Raw genomic sequence first — 18,263 nt, 5'->3', positions numbered from 1 at the left:
CGGACGAGGCCCGTCCCGGAGCATCCGGGACGGGCCTCGTGCACGTCAGCGAGCCGGCGTCAGACGGGCTCGACCGAGAGCGCCGTGCGGTTCTCGCGACGCGGGCGCGCAGGCGCGTTGCCCGCGGCCTTGAGGTCCGCGCGCAGCTCCTTGGGGAGCGAGAACATGAGGTCCTCGGTCGCGGTGCGCACCTCCTGCACGTCGCCGTAGCCGCGCTCGGCCAGGTACGCCAGGACGTCGTTCACGAGGATCTCCGGGACCGAGGCCCCCGAGGTCACACCGACGGTCGTCACGCCCTCGAGCCACGACTCGTCCATCTCCTGTGCGCGGTCGATGCGGTACGACGCGTCCGCGCCGGCGCCCAGGGCGACCTCGACGAGACGCACCGAGTTCGACGAGTTCGCCGAGCCGACCACGATCACGAGCTCGCACGCGGGCGCGAGCTTCTTCACCGCGACCTGACGGTTCTGCGTCGCGTAGCAGATGTCGTCCGACGGCGGGTTCTGCAGCGTCGGGAACCGCTCGCGCAGGCGGTCGACCGTCTCCATGGTCTCGTCGACCGACAGCGTCGTCTGCGAGATCCACACGACCTTCTCCGGGTCGCGGACCGTGACGTTCGCGGCGTCGTCGGGCGAGTTGACGATCTGGACGTGGTCCGGGGCCTCGCCTGCGGTGCCCTCGACCTCCTCGTGGCCCTCGTGGCCGATCAGCAGGATGTCGTAGTCGTCCGCCGCGAAGCGCACGGCCTCCTTGTGCACCTTGGTGACCAGGGGGCACGTCGCGTCGATCGTCTGGAGGTTGCGCTGGGCGGCCGCCTCGTGGACCGCGGGCGAGACGCCGTGCGCCGAGAACACGACGCGCGCGCCCTCGGGCACCTCGTCGGTCTCGTCGACGAAGACCGCGCCCTTGTCGCTCAGCGACTCGACGACGTACTTGTTGTGCACGATCTCCTTGCGGACGTACACGGGGGCACCGTAGTGCTCGAGCGCCTTCTCGACCGCGATCACCGCACGGTCGACGCCCGCGCAGTAGCCGCGGGGGGCGGCGAGGAGGACACGCTTACCAGTCGGGGAAGTCACGCCACAAGTCTAGGTGACGGGTCTGCGGCGCTCGGCCTGGCGGCCGGGTCCGGGCAGGCTCCGGGCCATGTCCTGGCAGCAACTCCACAGGATCCCCACGGGTCCGCCGGCCAAGACCGGCGGGTGCGTGCGGGATCGGCGCCTGTCACACCCATGAGGCAGGCTTGACCCGTGACCGACCGACCCGCCGACCCCACCGGCCCCCCGGCCTCCCCCGTACAGCCGCCCGCACAGCCGACCGCGCTCCCCGTCCGGGCCCTCGACACGAGCGCCGAGCACCCCTGGCCCGTCCGGCTCCTGTCGAGCAAGATCACCGCGTACATCGACAAGATGTCGCCGGTCTGGGTCGAGGGGCAGGTCGTGCAGCTCACCCGTCGTCCCGGCGCCTCGATGGCCTTCCTCACGCTCCGTGACACGGACGCCGACATGTCCCTCCCGGTCGCCGCGATGGCCCGGGTCTTCGACGCAGCGAGCACGCCGCTCGCCGAGGGAGCGCACGTCGTCGTCCACGCCAAGCCCGTGTTCTGGCCCAAGCGCGGTTCGTTCCAGCTCCAGGCGAGCGAGGTCCGCACGGTCGGGATCGGCGAGCTCCTGGCCCGGATCGAGCACCTCAAGCGCATCCTCGCGGCCGAGGGCCTGTTCGACGCGGACCGCAAGGTCCCGCTCCCGTTCCTGCCCGCTGTCGTGGGCCTCGTGTGCGGCCGCGAGTCCAAGGCCGAGCACGACGTCGTCGTCAACGCCCGCGCACGCTGGCCCCAGGTGCGCTTCGAGATCCGCGAGGTCGCGGTGCAGGGCGCGAGCGCGGTCTCGCAGGTGAGCGCCGCGATCGCCGAGCTCGACGCGCGCCCCGACGTCGACGTGATCGTGGTCGCGCGCGGCGGTGGCGCGGTCGAGGACCTCCTGCCGTTCAGCAACGAGGCGCTCGTCCGGGCTGCGGCTGCGTGCCGCACTCCCCTGGTCAGCGCGATCGGCCACGAGACCGACACCCCGCTCCTCGACCTGGTCGCGGACTACCGCGCCTCGACGCCCACGGACGCGGCCAAGCGCATCGTGCCCGACGTGGGCGAGGAGCGTGCGCGCGTGCTGCAGGCCCGGTCACGGATCCGGGCCGCGATCACGCACCAGCTCCAGCGTGAGCAGTCGCGTCTCGACAGCGCTCGCTCTCGTCCGGTCCTCGCGGCCCCCGAGACCATGATCTCCACACGCGAGCAGCAGGTGCTCGCGGCCCGGGACCGGGCCCGCCGCTCGCTCGACGCGATCCTGCTCCGCGCGCACGGCGAGGTCGACCGCCTCGCGGCCCAGGTGCGCGCACTGTCCCCCGCGTCGACGCTCGAACGGGGCTACGCCGTCGTGCACGGACCCGACGGCGGGATCGTCCGGTCCCCCGAGGACGTGAGCCCCGGCGACGCCCTGCACGTGCGCCTCGCGAGCGGCGCGATCGACGCGACCGTGCGCTGACCCGATCCCTCCGGCCGGGCCGGGCCCAGCGCTCCCAGCCCACCGTCCCACTCTCCGCCGACGCCCCAGACCCTCAGCCCAGGAAGGCCCTCCACCATGAGCAGCACCACCCCGCCCCCCGCCGACGTCGCAGCGCTCACGTACGAGCAGGCGCGCGACGAGCTGGTCCAGGTCGTGTCCCGCCTCGAGGCCGGCGGCGAACCGCTCGAGGCCTCGCTCGCCCTGTGGGAGCGCGGCGAGGCCCTCGCGGCCCGGTGCCAGCAGTGGCTCGACGGCGCACGTGAACGTCTTGCGTCGGCCCGGGCGGCAGACGGCGCCCCGACCACCTCGGTCGACGCGCAGGACGCCGGCACCGAGGACGACTGACCGGGACGCCCGGGGGTCACGCGCTCTTGCGCGCCTGACCCTCGGACTGCGCCTGAGCCCGTTCGAGCGAGGCGCGCCGGTCCTCCTCGTTCTCCTTGTCGAGCCGGTCCACCTCGTCCTGGTCGTGCGTGAGGTTCTCGCCCGTCTCGGGGTCGAAGACCATCATCTTGTCCGGGTCGAACCAGAGCTCGGTCGTGTCGCCGTCGCGCACCCGGGACGCCGAGTTGAGCGCGACGACGAACTGGGTGCGCAGTCCTTCGCCGTCGAGCTCACGGTCGAGCTCCTCGAGCTGGGCCGCGACCGAGGCGTGCATCTCGAACGGCACGTAGGCGTAGAGCTCGGCGCCGAGCCACTCGGTCACGTCGATCTGCGCGTCGAACGTCCGCCCCCGGTCCTTCTTGGTCGGGTCGACGAGGCGCGCGTCCTCGAAGTGCTCGGGGCGCAGCCCCACGATCACGAGCTCGCGCCCCCCGATCGCCGAGACGATCCGCTCGGGCAGCTCGAACGTGCCGAAGGGCAGCTCCATGCTGCTCCCGGAGACCTCGCCCGGCAGGAAGTTCATGGGCGGGGACCCGATGAACCCCGCGACGAACAGGTTGACGGGCTGCTCGTACAGCGCGCGCGGGCTCGCGATCTGCTGGAGCTCGCCCTTGCGCAGGACGGCGACGCGGTCGCCGAGCGTCATGGCCTCGGTCTGGTCGTGCGTCACGTAGACCGTCGTGGTCGCGAGGCGTCGCTGGAGGCGCGCGATCTCGGTGCGCATCTGCCCGCGCAGCTTGGCGTCGAGGTTGGACAGGGGCTCGTCGAACAGGAACGCCTTGGCGTCGCGCACGATCGCCCGACCCATCGCGACGCGCTGGCGCTGCCCGCCGGACAGGTTGGCGGGCTTGCGGTCGAGGTGCTCGTTCAGGTCGAGGAGGTCGGCCGCGTGCTCGACCTTCTCGCGGATCTCGGCGTCGGTGAACTTGCCCTTGGTCAGGCGCAGCGGGAACGCGATGTTCTCGGCGACCGTCAGGTGCGGGTAGAGCGCGTAGTTCTGGAAGACCATCGCGAGGTCGCGGTCGCGCGGGGCCTTCTCGTTGACACGCTCGCCGTCGATCAGCAGGTCGCCCGAGGTGATGTCCTCGAGGCCGACGATCATGCGCAGCAGCGTCGACTTCCCGCAGCCCGAGGGGCCGACGAGGATCACGAACTCGCCGTCCGCGATGTCGATGCTGACGCCTTTGACGGCGGGGAACCCGTCGCCGTACTTCTTGACGATGTTCTTGAGGGTGATGGAGGCCATCAGCTCTCTCCTCGGTCGGGGGACGGGCGGCGAAGGTTTCGGGGGCGGGGCCGGAGCCCAGGCCAAGGTGCGGGCCCGGGCCCGTACGCGCGGGCGCCCTGCCCGCACGGGGTGGGCGGCGCCGTCGGGCGGATCGTGGCGCTCATCCCTTGACCGCCCCCTGCGTCAGGCCGGAGACGATCTGGCGCTGGAACAGCACCACGAGGATCACCACGGGGATGGTCACGACCACGGCCGCAGCCGAGATGGCACCGGTGGGCTCCTCGAAGTACGACGCGCCCGTGAAGAACGCCAGGGCCGCCGGCACGGGCCGGGCCGCGCTCGTGGACGTGAGCGAGATGCCGTAGATGAAGTCGTTCCACGCGATGAAGAACGCGATGAGCGCCGTGGTGAACACGCCCGGCGCGGCGAGCGGCACGATGACCTTGCGGAACGCCTGCCACGGCGTGGCGCCGTCGACCTGCGCGGCCTGCTCGAGCTCCCACGGGATCTGGCGGAAGAACGCCGCGAGGGTCCAGATGGAGATCGGGAGCGTCAGCGACAGGTACGGGATGATCAGGCCGAGCCACGTGTCGTAGAGGCCGATGTTGCGCCACAGGTTGAACAGGGGCGTGACGATCGAGACCACGGGGAAGATCGAGACGCCCAGCGCGGTCGTGAGGATCAGGCGCTTGCCCGGGAAGTTCAGGCGTGCGATCGCGTACGCGGCGAGCGTCGCGAGGACGACCGCGATCGCGGTCGCGATGAGCGAGATGCCGACCGAGTTGCGCAGCGCCGACAGGAACAGCTCCTGCGCCGAGCCGCCCGAGGACAGGATCTGCTCGTAGTTGTCGGTGCTCCACTGCGGCGGCAGGAACGTGCCGGAGTTGAGGTCGCTCGGTCCCTTGAAGCTCGTCATGAGGATCGACAGGACCGGGAACAGCGCCCCCACGAGGACGACGACCGTGATGACGGCCCACCACACGCGGGCCCGGGTGCTCAGGACGCTACCCATCATCGCTCCCCTCTCGCGCCGGCCAGATCCACCTTGAACAGCTTGATCGCGACGAAGCAGATCCCGATCACGCACAGGAACAGCAGCACGGAGATCGCCGAGCCCATGCCGATCTGGAGCTGCCCGATCGAGGTCCGGTAGGCCAGCAAGGACAGCACCTCCGTGTTGTTCGCGCCGTTGGTCATGATGAAGACGTTGTCGAAGATGCGGAACGCGTCGAGCGCGCGGAACAGGACGGCGACCATGATCGCGGCCTTCATGTTGGGCACGATCACGCGCGAGAAGCGCTGCCAGGCCGTGGCGCCGTCGACCTTCGCGGCCTCCTCGAGCTCGCCCGGGACCTGAGCGAGGCCCGCGAGCAGAAGGAGCGAGATGAACGGCGTGGTCTTCCACACCTCGGACGCGATGATGACGAACAGGCTCGTGCCCTGGTGGGCGAACCAGTTGAGGTCCGGCCCGATCCCGGGGACCCAGTCGAACCAGCTGTTGACGTACCCGGAGGTGATGTCGAACGCGTAGAACCACGCGAACGCCGAGACCACGGTGATGATGCCGTAGGGCACGAGGATCGCGGTGCGCAGGAGCCCGCGAAGGCGCTTGATCGCGCGGTGCATGACGAGCGCGAGCGCGAAGCCCAGGACGAGCTCGACGACCACGGACACGACCATGATGAAGAACGTCACGGCGAAGTCGCGCCACCAGACGGGGTCGGTGAGGATCACGACGTAGTTGCCGAGGCCCACGAACGAGCGGTCGTCGGGGGCCGTGAGCTTGTAGTTGAACAGCGAGTCGTAGACGGCCTGGAGGATCGGGTAGAGCGTCACGGCCAGCATGACGACGAACGCGGGTCCCGCGAGGTACCAGCCGAGCCGCGCCTCGGCCCGGGCCCGGTCGCTGCGCGCGGCCTTGGCCTTCTTGTCGGGAGTCAGGTCGGGCGCGGGGTCCGGCTCGGGCCTGGACGGCTGGGCGGGGTGGGCGCCCCGGGTGTCGGTGCTCACAGCAGTCGCTCCCCTCGCAGGACGGCGGTGATGAAGTCGGTCGACTTCACGGGCGTGCCGTCCTCGGTCACGCTCGCGGGCGGGTACCACGTCTGCTGGAGGCCCGTGGAGACCTCGTTGTAGAACGGCGTCTGCGGCCGGGGCGCGGCCTGTTCGAGCGACTGCCGGATCACGTCGTACATGGGGTAGGCCTCCTGCACGGCGGGGTCGTCGTAGGCCGCGGTGTTCGCCGCGGGGTTCCCGTCGGACACGAAGTAGGCGGCCTGGTTCTCGGCGCTCACGATGCACTGCGCGGCCTCGTAGGACAGGTCGGTGTGCTCGCTGAACGCCCCGACGCCGAGGCTGATGCCGCCGTAGGGCGGGCGCGTGTCCTGCCCTTCGACCACCTGCGGGTACGTCGTCCAGCCGAAGTCGTCGAGCAGGGACTGCTCGAGCGAGCCCGCCTCGACGCCGCTCAGGGTCGAGGACCACACGAACGGCCAGTTGACCATGAACGAGCCCTTGTCCCCCTGGAAGAGGGTCAGCGACGCGGACTCGTCCTCGCTCGGCAGGCCCGGGCCGCCGAGGCCCGAGCTCCCGATCTCGCCGATGATCCGCGCGGCGGCGCGGCCTGCGTCGGTCTCCAGGCCGAGCGTGAGCTCGTCGGCGGGGGCCTCGGGGTTCTCGAGGATCTGCCCGCCGGCGGACTCGACGAGCGCGTTGATCCACACGGTCAGCGACTCGGCCTTGGCACCCTGCACCGCGAGGTACTTGTCCTGGTCCTGCGCCGCGGTCATGATCTGGTCCCACGTCACGGGCTGCGTGAGGTCGAGCCCCGCGGCCTCGGCGACGGACTTGCGGTACCAGAGGAGCTGCGTGTTGGCCCAGAACGGGATCGCGACGAGCTCGTCCTTCCACGTCGAGCCGTCGATCGCGCCCTGCACGACGTCCTGGGTCGTCGCGGTCGCGACGTCGTCGGGCACGGGGGCGAGGAAGCCCGCCTCGGCGAGCTCGGGGATGAACGGCGGGTCGAGGCTCATGAGGTCGATCGACGAGTCCTTGGCCGCGAGGCGGCGCGCGAGCTGTTCGCGCTGGGCCGCGGCGTCGCGCGGCAGCAGCGAAGTCTCGATGCTGTACGCGCCGCCCGAGGCGTCGCTGCAGGACGCCGCGATCTCGGCCTGCCCCCCGTTGTCCGGGTTGATGTACCAGGTGAGCACGGGTGGGCCGGAGCCCTCCCCGGTGCTGCACGCGGCGAGCGGCACGATCGTCGCGACGGCCAGCGCCGCGGCGAGTGCCCGGGTGCGTCGGTGCACGGTCTCCCCTTCTTCCAACGAGCGCATCGCTGCGCCCGTCCTCGGTTGGTTCCTCCTTCTAGGGGTACCCGGTTCCGGGACGTCTCGCCACGCGAGCGACATTTCCACCGTGCCCGACGGCGCCGCTCGCCCGGGTGCGCACGTCCGGGTGTCCAGGGGGGGTCCAGGGGGGTCCAGGGTGTCCAGGGGGGGTGGTCAGATCGTGAACGCTGCGCACGGCACGGCCCGAGGTGAGCGAACATGGAGGTTGTGACGACGACGAGCAGCACCCCCGAGACCACCTCCATGACCCCTGCCGAGGCCTGGGCCCAGCTCCGCGACGGCAACGGGCGCTTCGTGCGGGACGAGATGGAGCACCCGTCGCAGGGCGCCGCGCGTCGCGCCGAGGTGAGCGTGGCCCAGCACCCCCACACGGTGATCTTCGGCTGCGCGGACTCGCGCGTCGCGGCCGAGATCATCTTCGACCAGGGGCTCGGTGACGTGTTCGTCGTGCGGACCGCGGGTCACGTCCTGGACACCACGGTGATCGGGTCGATCGAGTACGGGGTCAACATCCTCGGCACGCCGCTCGTGGTCGTGCTCGGCCACGACAGCTGCGGTGCGATCGCGGCGGCCGCCCACACGCTGGCGACGGGCGAGCAGGCAGACGGGTTCGTCCGCGCGGTCGTCGACCGGGTCATCCCCTCGATCGTCAACATCACGAGCAGCAAGGGTGGCGTGTCCGCCGTCGACCCCGACACGCTGCGTCGTGAGCACGTGCGCCACACCGTGGACATGCTGCACGGCTACTCCGCGGCGCTCGCCGACGCGGTCGCCGAGGGACGGCTCGCGATCGTCGGCGTCGAGTACACGCTCGCGGACGGCCGTGCCCGGCTGGTCGAGGTCGTGGGCGAGGTCGGCGACACCCCGGACGTGTGAGTCCCGGGTCCCGCCCGCGGGCGGGACCTGCCCGACGCTCCGCTCGCGGGTCGTGGACGGACCGGTTCGAGAACACCCGTCCCGGTGCGGCACCATTAGGCCCATGACTTCTGCCGAAGCTTCCGACTACCGCATCGAGCACGACACCATGGGTGAGGTCCGCGTCCCCGCGGCCGCCCTCTACCGCGCGCAGACGCAGCGCGCCGTGGAGAACTTCCCGCTGTCGGGCACTCCTCTCGAGCGCAGCCACATCGAGGCCCTCGCTCGCGTCAAGAAGGCTGCCGCGCGCGCGAACGCCGAGCTGGGGGTGCTCGACGAGGACGTCGCGGCCGCCATCGTGGCAGCCGCCGACGAGGTCGCCTCGGGCGCCCACGACGCCCACTTCCCGATCGACATCTTCCAGACGGGCTCCGGCACGTCGTCGAACATGAACACCAACGAGGTCCTCGCGACGCTCGCGACGCGCTCGCTGGGCCGCGAGGTCCACCCGAACGACCACGTCAACGCCTCGCAGTCGTCGAACGACGTCTTCCCGACGTCGGTGCACCTGGCCGCGACCGCGGGCGTGGTGCACGACCTGGTCCCGGCCCTGACGCACCTCGCGGAGGCCCTCGAGGCCAAGGCGGCCGAGTTCGCGACGGTCGTGAAGTCGGGTCGCACGCACCTCATGGACGCGACCCCCGTCACGCTCGGCCAGGAGTTCGGCGGGTACGCCGCGGCCATGCGCTACGGGATCGAGCGTCTGCAGTCGGCGCTCCCCCGCGCGGCCGAGGTGCCCCTGGGCGGGACGGCCGTCGGCACAGGCATCAACACCCCGGCCGGCTTCCCGCAGCGGGTCATCGCGCTGCTGGTCGAGGACACGGGCCTGCCGCTGACCGAGGCGCGCGACCACTTCGAGGCGCAGAGCTCGCGTGACGGGCTCGTCGAGCTCTCGGGCGCGCTGCGCACCATCGCGGTCTCGATCACGAAGATCTGCAACGACCTGCGCTGGATGGGCTCTGGCCCCAACACCGGCCTGGGCGAGATCTTCATCCCCGACCTGCAGCCCGGTTCGTCGATCATGCCGGGCAAGGTCAACCCGGTCGTGCCCGAGGCCGTCCTCATGATCGCCGCGCGCGTGATCGGCAACGACGCGACCGTGGCCTGGGCCGGCGCGTCGGGGAGCTTCGAGCTCAACGTGCAGATCCCCGTCATCGCCCTCGGTGTGCTCGAGTCGATCCGCCTGCTCTCGAACGCGTCGGTCGTCCTCGCGGACAAGACGGTCGTGGGCATCACGGCCAACGTCGAGCGTGCGCGTGCGCTCGCGGAGTCCTCGCCGTCGATCGTCACGCCGCTCAACCGCGTGATCGGCTACGAGGCGGCGGCCAAGGTCGCCAAGCACTCGGTCAAGCAGGGCCTCACGGTCCGCGAGGCCGTGATCGACCTGGGCTTCGTCGAGCGCGGCGAGGTCACCGAGGAGCAGCTCGACAAGGCGCTCGACGTCCTGTCGATGACGCGCCCGCCGCAGGCGTGACCGTTCGCTGAGGCTCCTGCCCGAGAGGGCGGCGCCTCAGGAGGAACGACGAACGGCGTGGGCCGGGTGCTTGTCACCCGGCCCACGCCGTTCGTCGTTCCGGGCAGCTGAGCGCTACTCGGCCCCGTGGTTCGCGACGAGCTCCTGCGCGGGCGAACGTCGGGCGGCCCAGATCGCGGCACCGGCCAGGACGGTACCGATCGCGGCACCGATCGAGTTGGTGAGCCAGTCGTTCGTGTCGCACGAGCGACCGAGCGCGGGGGCCAGCGCCTGCACCAGCTCGACCGCGGCGGAGCCCGCGACGCCACCGAGGAACGCGACCAGCGGGCGGCGGCTCGCGATCGCAGCGAGCAGGACGGGCGGCACGAAGAGGATGACGTTGGCCATGAGCTCGACGCGGCCGAACGTGGGCAGCGCCCAGGCGACGGCGCACCGTTCGACGATCTCCCGACCGGACGGGACGAGCGTGAGCAGCACGATCGGCACGAGCGAGATCCCGAACAGGACCCACGCGACGTGTGGGCGCCCGTACAGCCACCTGCCTGCGACCGGGCCGGCGATCACGAGCAGAGCGAGGACCGCCGGGGAGAACCACGGGTACTGGACCAGGAGGGTGGAGATCACGGTGCGAGGACGCTTTCAGCCGAGTCGGGTACGAGCGCCCCACCGTAGCCCGCCACCGCGATGCCACCGGCGACGCGCACCGTTCTTCGGGGCCCCACCGGCTCAGTAGTCGACCGGGTCCACCCGTCTCAGCACGATCGCGAGCAGCTCGCCGAGCCGTTCCCGCTGGTCGTCGGTGAGCCCGTCGAGCGCCGCACGTTCGCGGTCGAGCTGGGCGGGGAAGAGCTCGTCGACGAGCCGTTCGCCCTCCTCGGTCAGCGAGAGCAGCACCCCGCGCCGGTCGCGCTCGACCACGGTCCGCTCGACCAGCCCCTCGCGCTGGAGGTGGTCGAGCCGCTTGGTGATCGAGGCGCCGGGCGCGCGCGTGATGGTCGTGACCTCGCGGGCCCGCAGGGGGCGTCCCGCGCGACGGAGCGCGGCGAGGACCTCGAACTCGGGCCGGGTCAGGGAGCGTTGCGCGAGGGCCGCGTCGCTCGACTCGGCCAGGAGCGCCGCGATGCGCGTGATCCTGCCGATCGAGTCGACGGGCGAGAAGTCGACGTCGGGCAGCCGCTCGACCCACTGCGCCCGCAGGCGCTCCACGTAGTCCACGGGGCCAGCCTAGGGCCTCGCTCCAAATAGTTCACATGTGAAACATCTACGAACGAGGCGTATCCTGGACGGGATGCCACCCTCCCCGCCCCTCGCTCCCCCGTCCACCCCCACGACCACGGTGCCCCAGCAGGCACCGACGACCCGGCCGACGACGACCGCCCACCGCTCGCAGGTCCGCACCGCCGCGCGCGAGGTCCTCGACCCCGCGCACCTGCGCGCCGCCCTGCGGCTCACCTCGGTCGACGCGACGCTCGTCGCCGCCCTGCTGTGCGGGGCGAGCGTGGCGATCACGCTCGTGATCGCCGCGACGAGCGGCCATCAGGACCTCGCAGGCTTCGCCGCCCTCGGCGCCCTGACCTCGCTGTACGGGCGCTTCGACCCGTACCGGCGCCGCGCCGCGCTGCTCGCGTCGGTCGGCGCGATCATGGTCGGCTCGATCCTGCTCACGACGGCGGTCGCCGCGGCCGGCGCCCCGACCTGGGTCGCGCTCGCGGTCGTCGCGCTGCTCGCGGGCGGCATGACCGCGCTGTGCCAGCTGCTGCGCACGGGCCCGCCGGGCGCCACGATCGTCGTCTTCGCGGCCGGTGCGGGCCTGGCAGGAGCGCCCACGTTCGCCGACCTCGCACCCCGGGGGCTCGCCGGGCTCCTGGGCGTCGGCGTCGCCTGGGTCGTGTGCGTCGCGGGATTCGTGCTCCGGCCGAGCGGCCCGGCGCGGCTCGCCGTGCGTCGCGCGACCCTCGCCGCCGAGGCCGCAGCCCTCGCCCCCGACGACCGCAGCGCCGTCGGGCGGGCGCGCGACGCCGTGGCCCTCGCGCGGACCGTCCTCGCCGACGACGCGTCGCACCGCCGCACGCGCGCGACCGCGCTGCGCCTCGCCGACGAGCTCTCGGGGGCCGCCGGGACGCCCGCCGACCTGCCACCTCGCCTGAGCCTGCGCGCGACCGCGCGCGAGTCCCTCGCGGGAGCGGGCTGGCGGCTGCGCTCGGTGCGCGTGACGCTCGCGGCTGCCGCCGCGGCGGCGGTCGCGCACGTCGCAGGGTTCGGGCACCCGGCCTGGGCCGCGATGGGTGCGACCGCGACGCTCCAGGGCACGACGACGCAGCACGCCGTGGTCCGTGCGCTCCAGCGGGCCCTCGGCACGGTCGCGGGCGCCCTGATCGCGTGGCCGCTGCTCGACCTGCACCTCGGCTTCTGGGCGACCGCAGCCCTCGTCGTGGGACTGCAGGTCGTCACCGAGATCGTCGTCGGGCGCCACTACGGCCTCGCGATGCTGACCATCACGCCCATGGCCCTGCTCATGACCTCGCTCGGCGGGTCGAGCGAGGGCATCGCGCTCGACCGGGCCCTCGACACGGCGGTGGGCGCGGTCGTCGGCGTCCTCGCGGTCGTGCTGGTCCACGCCCGGCGCCGCCCAGCGCGACGGGACGCCGCGTCGGCCGCGGCCTGAGCGGCAGGGCGACCGCTCGTGACCCCGGTCCCCGAGGGCCGGGGCCACGACACGGGCCCGGAGCGCCCGGTCCTCAGACCTCGATGCTCTCCAGCATCTCGGTCACGAGCGCCGCGACGGGCGAGCGCTCGGACCGCGTCAGGGTCACGTGCGCGAACAGCGGGTGCCCCTTGAGCGCCTCGATCACGGCCGCGACACCGTCGTGGCGCCCCACGCGCAGGTTGTCGCGCTGGGCGACGTCGTGCGTGAGGACCACGCGGGAGGACTGGCCGATGCGCGAGAGCACCGTGAGGAGGACGTTCCGCTCGAGGGACTGGGCCTCGTCGACGATGACGAACGCGTCGTGGAGCGAGCGCCCGCGGATGTGGGTCAGGGGCAGGACCTCCAGGACGTCGCGGTCCACGACCTCGTCCATGACGTCCTTGGACACGAGCGCGCCCAGGGTGTCGAACACCGCCTGCGCCCACGGGTTCATCTTCTCGGCCTCGGAGCCGGGCAGGTAACCGAGCTCCTGGCCGCCCACGGCGTACAGGGGGCGGAAGACCATGATCTTGCGGTGCTGCTGCTTCTCCAGCACCGCTTCGAGGCCCGCGCACAGCGCGAGCGCCGACTTGCCCGTCCCGGCCCGGCCACCGAGCGACACGATCCCGATCTCCTCGTCGAGCAGCAGGTCGATCGCGATGCGCTGCTCGGCCGAGCGGCCGTGCACGCCGAACACGTCCTGGTCCCCCCGGACGAGCTGCACGTGCTTGTCGGCCGTGACCCGGCCGAGCGCCGAGCCCCGTGGCGAGTGGATCACGAGCCCCGAGTGGACCAGGAGCGGCTCGGCGGCCGCGACAGCGGCCGGGTCGAGGCCCGAGAGCTCGACCGACTCGTGCTCCCACAGGTCGGCCATCTGCTCGTCGCTCACGTCGATCTCGCCCATGCCCGTCCAGCCCGAGTCGATCGCGAGCTCGGCCCGGTACTCCTCGGCGCGCAACCCCACCGCGGAGGCCTTGACCCGCATGGGCAGGTCCTTGGACACCACGGTCACGTCGCAGCCCTCGCTCGCGAGGTTGGCCGCGACCGACAGGATGCGTGTGTCGTTGTCGCCCAGGCGGAACCCGGCGGGGAGCACCGCCGGGTCCGTGTGGTTGAGCTCGACGCGCAGCGTCCCGCCGACCGCGCCGACGGGCAGCGGGGCGTCGAGGCGACCGTGCTTGACCCGCAGGTCGTCGAGCATGCGCAGCGCGCTGCGGGCGAAGTACCCGAGCTCGGCGTGGTGGCGCTTGGCCTCGAGCTCGGTGATGACGACGACGGGGAGGACGACGTCGTGCTCGGCGAAGCGGAGCATCGCTCGCGGGTCGGACAGGAGCACGGACGTGTCGATGACGAAGGTGCGACGACCCGCACAGCTCGCGGGGTCGGGGCTCGTCGGGTCAGGGGACGCGACGCCCGTGACGTCGGGTGCAGCTCCAGAAGCAGAGGCGGTTCGGACCACAGCAGGCTCCCTCCGGCGCACGGCGCCGTTCTCGCTGGGTGGGGCGGGCGACCGGCCGACGAAAGGCCGGTGCCGGCCCTCCTGCGCGGAGCAGAAACTCCATCGGATGGCCTCCCGGAGGACGACGTGTGTCGTCCGTCACGTTCGAAACTACGCCCGTGTCGTTCTCCCGTGTCGAGGCAACACGCCGCACGTCCGAGATGTCACCTGCCGTTCACACGAGGACGTCCCGCCCACCCCCTGGGACGGGGTGGGCGGGACGGGAGGCCCTCAGTCCGCGTGCGCGACGTGCGTGGCACGCATCGAGAGTGCCGCGACGAGCCCGATCACCAGGACACCCGCCGTGACGAGCAGCGTCTGCCCGACCGCGAGCGAGAACCCCTGGTGCAGGGCCGTCGTCGCGGCGTCGCGGATCTGCGCGGCGGCCTCGGGCGGGATGCCCGCGGGGAGCTCCATGTGCTGCGCTCCCCCGGTGAACGAGCCACCGGCGGCGGCGAAGCCGTCGACGAACTGCTGACGGAGCTCGGCGGGGAGCCCCGCCGAGGCGTCGCGCGCAGCGGCCGGCAGGGTCGCCGAGAGCCGGCTCGTGAGCGTCGCCACGATCGCGGCCGAGCCGATCACGCCGCCCACCTGGCGGAACGTGTTGAACGCTCCGGCGCCCGCGCCGGCCGTGCGGTGGTCGAGCCCTGACGTCGCGAGGTTCGCGAGCGGCGAGAAGAGCGCGCCCGTCCCGATCCCGAACAATGTCATGGGCGCGACGATCGACCAGGCGCTCGCGTCGGGCGTGGCCGCGACGCTCAGCCACACGACCGAGGCCGTGAGGAGCGCGAACCCCGTCGCGACGACCCACTTGCCCGGGATCCGGTCCGAGAGCCGACCCGCGAACGGCGCCACGACACCGGACACGAGCGAGCCGGGCAGGTTGATGAGCGCCGCCTCCAGGGGTGAGAGGCCGAGGATCGACTGCAGGAAGATCGTCAGCGGGAAGAAGATGCCGATCATGCCGAACGACACGGCCATGCCCGACACGTTCGCGAGCGAGAAGTTGCGCGAGTGGAACAGCGTGAGCGGCAGGAGCGCGCGCTCACCGAGGTGACGCTGCCACAGCACGAAGGCCGCGAGGACCAGGACGCCGAGGCCGATGATCGTCCAGATGTTCAGCGGCCCCACGACCGTGCCCCAGTGGTACGTCTCGCCCTCCTGCAGGCCGAACACGAACAGGAACAGGCCCACGATCGACAGCGCGACCCCGACCATGTCGAAGCTGCGCTTGTTGGTCGGCAGCGACGGCAGGCTCCGCAGCGCCAGGACGAGGGCCACGACCCCCACGGGGATGTTGACGAAGAAGATCCACTCCCAGCCCCAGGTCTCGACGAACACGCCGCCGAGCAGCGGGCCCGCGATGGTCGCGACGCCTGCGACGGCTCCCCACAGCCCCATCGCGGAACCGCGCTGACGCGGCGGGAAGACGCGCGTGATCATCGACATGGTCTGCGGGGTCATGAGCGCGGCACCCACGCCCTGGACGGCGCGCGCCACGATGAGCATCTCGACCGAGCCGGACAGCCCGCACCACAACGAGGCGAGCGTGAAGACCACCAGGCCGAGCACGAACACGGGCTTGGGGCCGAAGCGGTCACCCAGGCGACCGGCGAGCAGGAGCAGCACCGCGTACGTGAGCAGGTAGGCGCTGTTGACCCAGCCCACCGCGGTCAGGGTCGTGTCGAACGTGTCGACGAGCGTCGGGACGGCGATGTTCACGATCGTGGTGTCGACCATGATCATGAAGAAGCCCAGGCACAGGGCCGGGAGGATGCTCCACGGGCTGCGCCCGCCGAGGTCGACGAGCGGGGGGCCGGCGGGTGCGCCGGCAGGCGGACCGGCGGGCGCGGTGGCCGTGGTGGACGACGCAGCACCGGTCGCGGGCAGGCTCCCTGAGGGAGGGGTCGTGGTCATGAGGTCCTCTGAGGTCGAAGGAGGGCAGGGTGTTCAGGAGGCTGCGCGAGCAGCCGCGGCCGGGCGCGATCCCGGCGGCAGGTCAGGGCACGTGGTCCGTGGCCTGCGCCCGCGAGCGGGCGGCGACGAAGTCGCGGAAGGACTGCGGGACGGACTCGTCCCAGTCCAGGGCGCCGGAGTCGAGGTCGGCGAGCAGACCGTCGAGCCACGCGAGCTCGGACTCGATCCGGTGGAGGTCGTACTCGACGTCGAGCAGGAGGCGACGGGGCAGACCGTGGCTCCGCACGACGTCGTACCTGCGGGACCAGGCAGCGAGCTCCTCGGCCGTCGCCGCGCGCCGGGCCCGCAGCGCGGTGACCGCACCCGACCGGTCGATCGCGTGCGCCTGCGACAGCGCGAGCGGGAAGCAGGGGTGCTCCTGCCGGGGTTCGCCGAGCAGCAGGGCCGTGCGAGCCGCGAACGCCTCGCGCCCCGCATCGGTCAGCCGATAGGTGGTGCGCTGAGGGCGGTTCCCCTCGCGGTCGGTGCCGACGGCCTCGACGAGGCCGTCGGACGCGAGCCGGTCCATGGAGTGGTAGACCGAGCCCGGCGTGATGCTCGCGAGCCGGTCGTCGCCGCGCTGCTTGAGGGTCTGGTGGACCTGGTACGGGTGCATGGGGCGCTCGTGGAGCAGCCCGAGGAGGAGCAGGGCAGCGGCGGAGAGCTCCTTGCGTGCCATGCGTCGCCTCCTCGTGGTCGCTCCCGGGTGGAATACTCCGGCTGGAATATACGCCTCGGGCAACCGTCAGGTCGAGGGGTGCGTGCGCGTCGTGAGCGGCATCACGGGCGATGCCGGGACACGGCGCGTCGAACCGACCTGCCGCGGCGAGGGGCAGACGGGTGACGGTCCCCGACGCTAGGGTCGGGGGAAGCAGGTCGGTCAAGCAGGACCCGCACCCGGAAGGCAGAGCGTCGCCGCAGGTCAGCGCGCCCTCCGGGCAGCGAGACGGGCGGCCCCGCGAAGGCCCGGCTCCCGCCCGCCGACGGCACCGGGGCAGCATCGAGGACGAGCTCGACACGAGGAGACGCATGGACACCACCACGGGCACGTCACCGGCAGCGTCCTCGGCAGGAGGACCAGCACGTGAGACGCCACGCGCCCCCGGGAGCGCCGACGCAGCGCTCACGCCGGTGGTCCCGCTGCCCGGCGGGTCCTTCCGCCGGGGCTCGACCGAGTTCTACCCCGACGAGCAGCCTGTCCACGAGGCCACCGTGGCCCCCTTCGAGATCGAGCAGCACCCCGTGACCAACGCGCAGTTCGCCGCGTTCGTCGCTGCGACGGGCTACGTCACCGTGGCCGAGCGCCCGCTCGACCCGGCCGACTACCCCGGCGTGGCGACCGAGGACCTCGTGCCGGGCGCGCTCGTGTTCACCCCGACCGCGGGCCCGGTGAACCTCTCGGACTGGCGGCAGTGGTGGCGCTGGCAGCCGGGTGCCCGATGGAGCGCCCCGCACGGCCCCGGCAGCTCGACCGAGGGCCGCGAGGACCACCCCGTCGTGCAGGTGTCGTTCGAGGACGCTCAGGCGTACGCGGCGTGGGCCGGTCGGTCGCTGCCGAGCGAGGTCGAGTGGGAGTACGCGGCCCGGGGAGGGCTCGACGGTGCGCGGTTCGCGTGGGGCGACGAGTACCGGCCCGACGGCGAGCTGCTCGCCAACCACTGGCAGGGGTCGTTCCCGTACCGCAACACGGGAGCGGCGGGATGGGTCGGGACGAGCCCCGTCGGGGCGTTCCCGGCGAACGGCTTCGGCCTGGTCGACATGATCGGCAACGTCTGGGAGTGGACCACGTCGTTCTACACCCCGAACCATGCGGCCGAGGCCCGGTCCGCGGCCGAGGTCGAGGCGGCCAGGTCCGCGCTCACGGTCGAGATGCCCGCGTGCTGCTCGCCGAGCGCCGGGCAGGCACGGGGTGCGCAGCACGACGCGGCGGCCGCGCACTCCCCCGCCGGCTCGGTCGGCAGGCCTGGCACACCCGACGTCGACCCGCGCGCCGCCGCGAGCGCCGAGCCCGGCTCGACGATCCCCCGCAAGGCCCTCAAGGGCGGCTCGCACCTGTGCGCCCCGGAGTACTGCCTGCGCTACCGGCCCGCGGCCCGCTCGCCCCAGGCGGTCGACACGGCGACGAGCCACATCGGGTTCCGCTGCGTGGTGCGCCCCCCGGTGCCCGTCACGTCGACCGCTCCGGCGATGCCCGGCTCCGCACGCAACCTGCTGGGCTGA

General features: G+C 72.4%; 16 protein-coding genes. 6 read left to right on the top strand and 10 right to left on the bottom strand.

Features of this window, described 5'->3' with window-relative positions:
* Positions 1–59 precede the first annotated feature (59 nt).
* Positions 60–1,079: a 4-hydroxy-3-methylbut-2-enyl diphosphate reductase gene (locus tag H9640_RS00455; protein WP_191788791.1), complete on the bottom strand. Its 1,020-nt coding sequence runs from the start codon at positions 1,077–1,079 to the stop codon at positions 60–62.
* Positions 1,080–1,250: 171 nt separating this feature from the next.
* Here H9640_RS00455 and xseA point away from each other — a divergent pair, with 171 nt between their 5' ends.
* Both xseA and H9640_RS00445 read left to right on the top strand, forming a co-directional pair.
* A complete protein-coding gene (gene xseA / locus H9640_RS00450; protein WP_191788790.1) occupies positions 1,251–2,537 on the top strand; it encodes an exodeoxyribonuclease VII large subunit in 1,287 nt (428 codons plus the stop codon).
* Positions 2,538–2,633: 96 nt separating this feature from the next.
* Entirely contained in the window at positions 2,634–2,903 is a 270-nt protein-coding gene (locus H9640_RS00445; RefSeq protein ID WP_191788789.1) for an exodeoxyribonuclease VII small subunit, read from the top strand.
* Positions 2,904–2,919: 16 nt separating this feature from the next.
* Here H9640_RS00445 and H9640_RS00440 read toward each other — a convergent pair whose 3' ends face one another.
* From H9640_RS00440 to H9640_RS00425, 4 genes are all read right to left on the bottom strand, one after another.
* The gene (locus H9640_RS00440) at positions 2,920–4,188 is read right to left on the bottom strand and encodes an ABC transporter ATP-binding protein (RefSeq protein WP_191788788.1); all 1,269 of its coding nucleotides are present in this window, start codon (positions 4,186–4,188) and stop codon (positions 2,920–2,922) included.
* Positions 4,189–4,330: 142 nt separating this feature from the next.
* Positions 4,331–5,182: a carbohydrate ABC transporter permease gene (locus H9640_RS00435; protein ID WP_400273279.1), complete on the bottom strand. Its 852-nt coding sequence runs from the start codon at positions 5,180–5,182 to the stop codon at positions 4,331–4,333.
* On the bottom strand, positions 5,182–6,111 hold the full coding sequence (locus H9640_RS00430) for a carbohydrate ABC transporter permease (protein WP_225226531.1): 930 nt from the start codon (positions 6,109–6,111) through the stop codon (positions 5,182–5,184). The genes H9640_RS00435 and H9640_RS00430 overlap by 1 nt, the downstream gene beginning before the upstream one ends.
* A 65-nt stretch (positions 6,112–6,176) precedes the next feature.
* Positions 6,177–7,472: an extracellular solute-binding protein gene (locus H9640_RS00425; protein ID WP_318243574.1), complete on the bottom strand. Its 1,296-nt coding sequence runs from the start codon at positions 7,470–7,472 to the stop codon at positions 6,177–6,179.
* A gap of 240 nt (positions 7,473–7,712) precedes the next feature.
* Between H9640_RS00425 and H9640_RS00420 the strand changes: the two genes are divergently transcribed.
* Positions 7,713–8,390: a carbonic anhydrase gene (locus tag H9640_RS00420; protein ID WP_275581462.1), complete on the top strand. Its 678-nt coding sequence runs from the start codon at positions 7,713–7,715 to the stop codon at positions 8,388–8,390.
* Positions 8,391–8,493: 103 nt separating this feature from the next.
* Entirely contained in the window at positions 8,494–9,903 is a 1,410-nt protein-coding gene (locus tag H9640_RS00415) for a class II fumarate hydratase (RefSeq protein ID WP_191788785.1), read from the top strand.
* Between the two features lie 114 nt (positions 9,904–10,017).
* On the opposite strand, the gene H9640_RS19500 is transcribed toward H9640_RS00415, so the two are convergent.
* Positions 10,018–10,527, bottom strand: a complete 510-nt coding sequence (locus tag H9640_RS19500) for a VanZ family protein (protein ID WP_191788784.1) — start codon at positions 10,525–10,527, stop codon at positions 10,018–10,020.
* Between the two features lie 102 nt (positions 10,528–10,629).
* Entirely contained in the window at positions 10,630–11,118 is a 489-nt protein-coding gene (locus tag H9640_RS00405) for a MarR family winged helix-turn-helix transcriptional regulator (RefSeq protein WP_191788783.1), read from the bottom strand.
* 73 nt (positions 11,119–11,191) lie between these two features.
* Here H9640_RS00405 and H9640_RS00400 point away from each other — a divergent pair, with 73 nt between their 5' ends.
* Positions 11,192–12,568 (top strand): FUSC family protein, encoded by a 1,377-nt coding sequence (locus tag H9640_RS00400; protein WP_191788782.1) that lies wholly within the window; start codon positions 11,192–11,194, stop codon positions 12,566–12,568.
* Positions 12,569–12,641: 73 nt separating this feature from the next.
* Here H9640_RS00400 and H9640_RS00395 read toward each other — a convergent pair whose 3' ends face one another.
* From H9640_RS00395 to H9640_RS00385, 3 genes are all read right to left on the bottom strand, one after another.
* Positions 12,642–13,901 carry a PhoH family protein gene (locus tag H9640_RS00395; protein ID WP_404821879.1) on the bottom strand — a complete coding sequence of 420 codons (1,260 nt, stop codon included), beginning with the start codon at positions 13,899–13,901 and terminating at the stop codon, positions 12,642–12,644.
* 417 nt (positions 13,902–14,318) lie between these two features.
* The gene (locus tag H9640_RS00390; RefSeq protein ID WP_191788780.1) at positions 14,319–16,004 is read right to left on the bottom strand and encodes a DHA2 family efflux MFS transporter permease subunit; all 1,686 of its coding nucleotides are present in this window, start codon (positions 16,002–16,004) and stop codon (positions 14,319–14,321) included.
* 82 nt (positions 16,005–16,086) lie between these two features.
* Complete coding sequence (locus tag H9640_RS00385; protein ID WP_191788779.1) at positions 16,087–16,722, bottom strand: PadR family transcriptional regulator; 636 nt, start codon at positions 16,720–16,722, stop codon at positions 16,087–16,089.
* Positions 16,723–17,072: 350 nt separating this feature from the next.
* On the opposite strand from H9640_RS00385, the gene H9640_RS00380 reads away from it, so the two are divergent.
* Positions 17,073–18,263 (top strand): formylglycine-generating enzyme family protein, encoded by a 1,191-nt coding sequence (locus H9640_RS00380; protein ID WP_191788778.1) that lies wholly within the window; start codon positions 17,073–17,075, stop codon positions 18,261–18,263.

The sequence above is a fragment of the Oerskovia gallyi genome, assembly GCF_014836745.1.
Lineage (GTDB): Bacteria > Actinomycetota > Actinomycetes > Actinomycetales > Cellulomonadaceae > Oerskovia > Oerskovia paurometabola.
Note: the sequence above shows the minus strand (reverse complement) of the source record. Positions and strands in the feature narration are given on the sequence as shown.

Bases quoted from the DNA above. Each gene is read 5' to 3' on its own strand.
- H9640_RS00420 (WP_275581462.1), top strand. From the start codon at position 7,713: ATGGAGGTTGTGACGACGACGAGCAGCACCCCCGAGACCACCTCCATG.
- H9640_RS00445 (WP_191788789.1), top strand. From the start codon at position 2,634: ATGAGCAGCACCACCCCGCCCCCCGCCGACGTCGCAGCGCTCACGTAC.
- H9640_RS00385 (WP_191788779.1), bottom strand. From the start codon at position 16,722: ATGGCACGCAAGGAGCTCTCCGCCGCTGCCCTGCTCCTCCTCGGGCTG.
- H9640_RS00400 (WP_191788782.1), top strand. From the start codon at position 11,192: ATGCCACCCTCCCCGCCCCTCGCTCCCCCGTCCACCCCCACGACCACG.
- H9640_RS00395 (WP_404821879.1), bottom strand. From the start codon at position 13,901: ATGCTCCGCTTCGCCGAGCACGACGTCGTCCTCCCCGTCGTCGTCATC.
- H9640_RS00390 (WP_191788780.1), bottom strand. From the start codon at position 16,004: ATGACCACGACCCCTCCCTCAGGGAGCCTGCCCGCGACCGGTGCTGCG.
- H9640_RS00435 (WP_400273279.1), bottom strand. From the start codon at position 5,182: ATGGGTAGCGTCCTGAGCACCCGGGCCCGCGTGTGGTGGGCCGTCATC.
- H9640_RS00380 (WP_191788778.1), top strand. From the start codon at position 17,073: ATGGACACCACCACGGGCACGTCACCGGCAGCGTCCTCGGCAGGAGGA.
- H9640_RS00440 (WP_191788788.1), bottom strand. From the start codon at position 4,188: ATGGCCTCCATCACCCTCAAGAACATCGTCAAGAAGTACGGCGACGGG.
- H9640_RS00415 (WP_191788785.1), top strand. From the start codon at position 8,494: ATGACTTCTGCCGAAGCTTCCGACTACCGCATCGAGCACGACACCATG.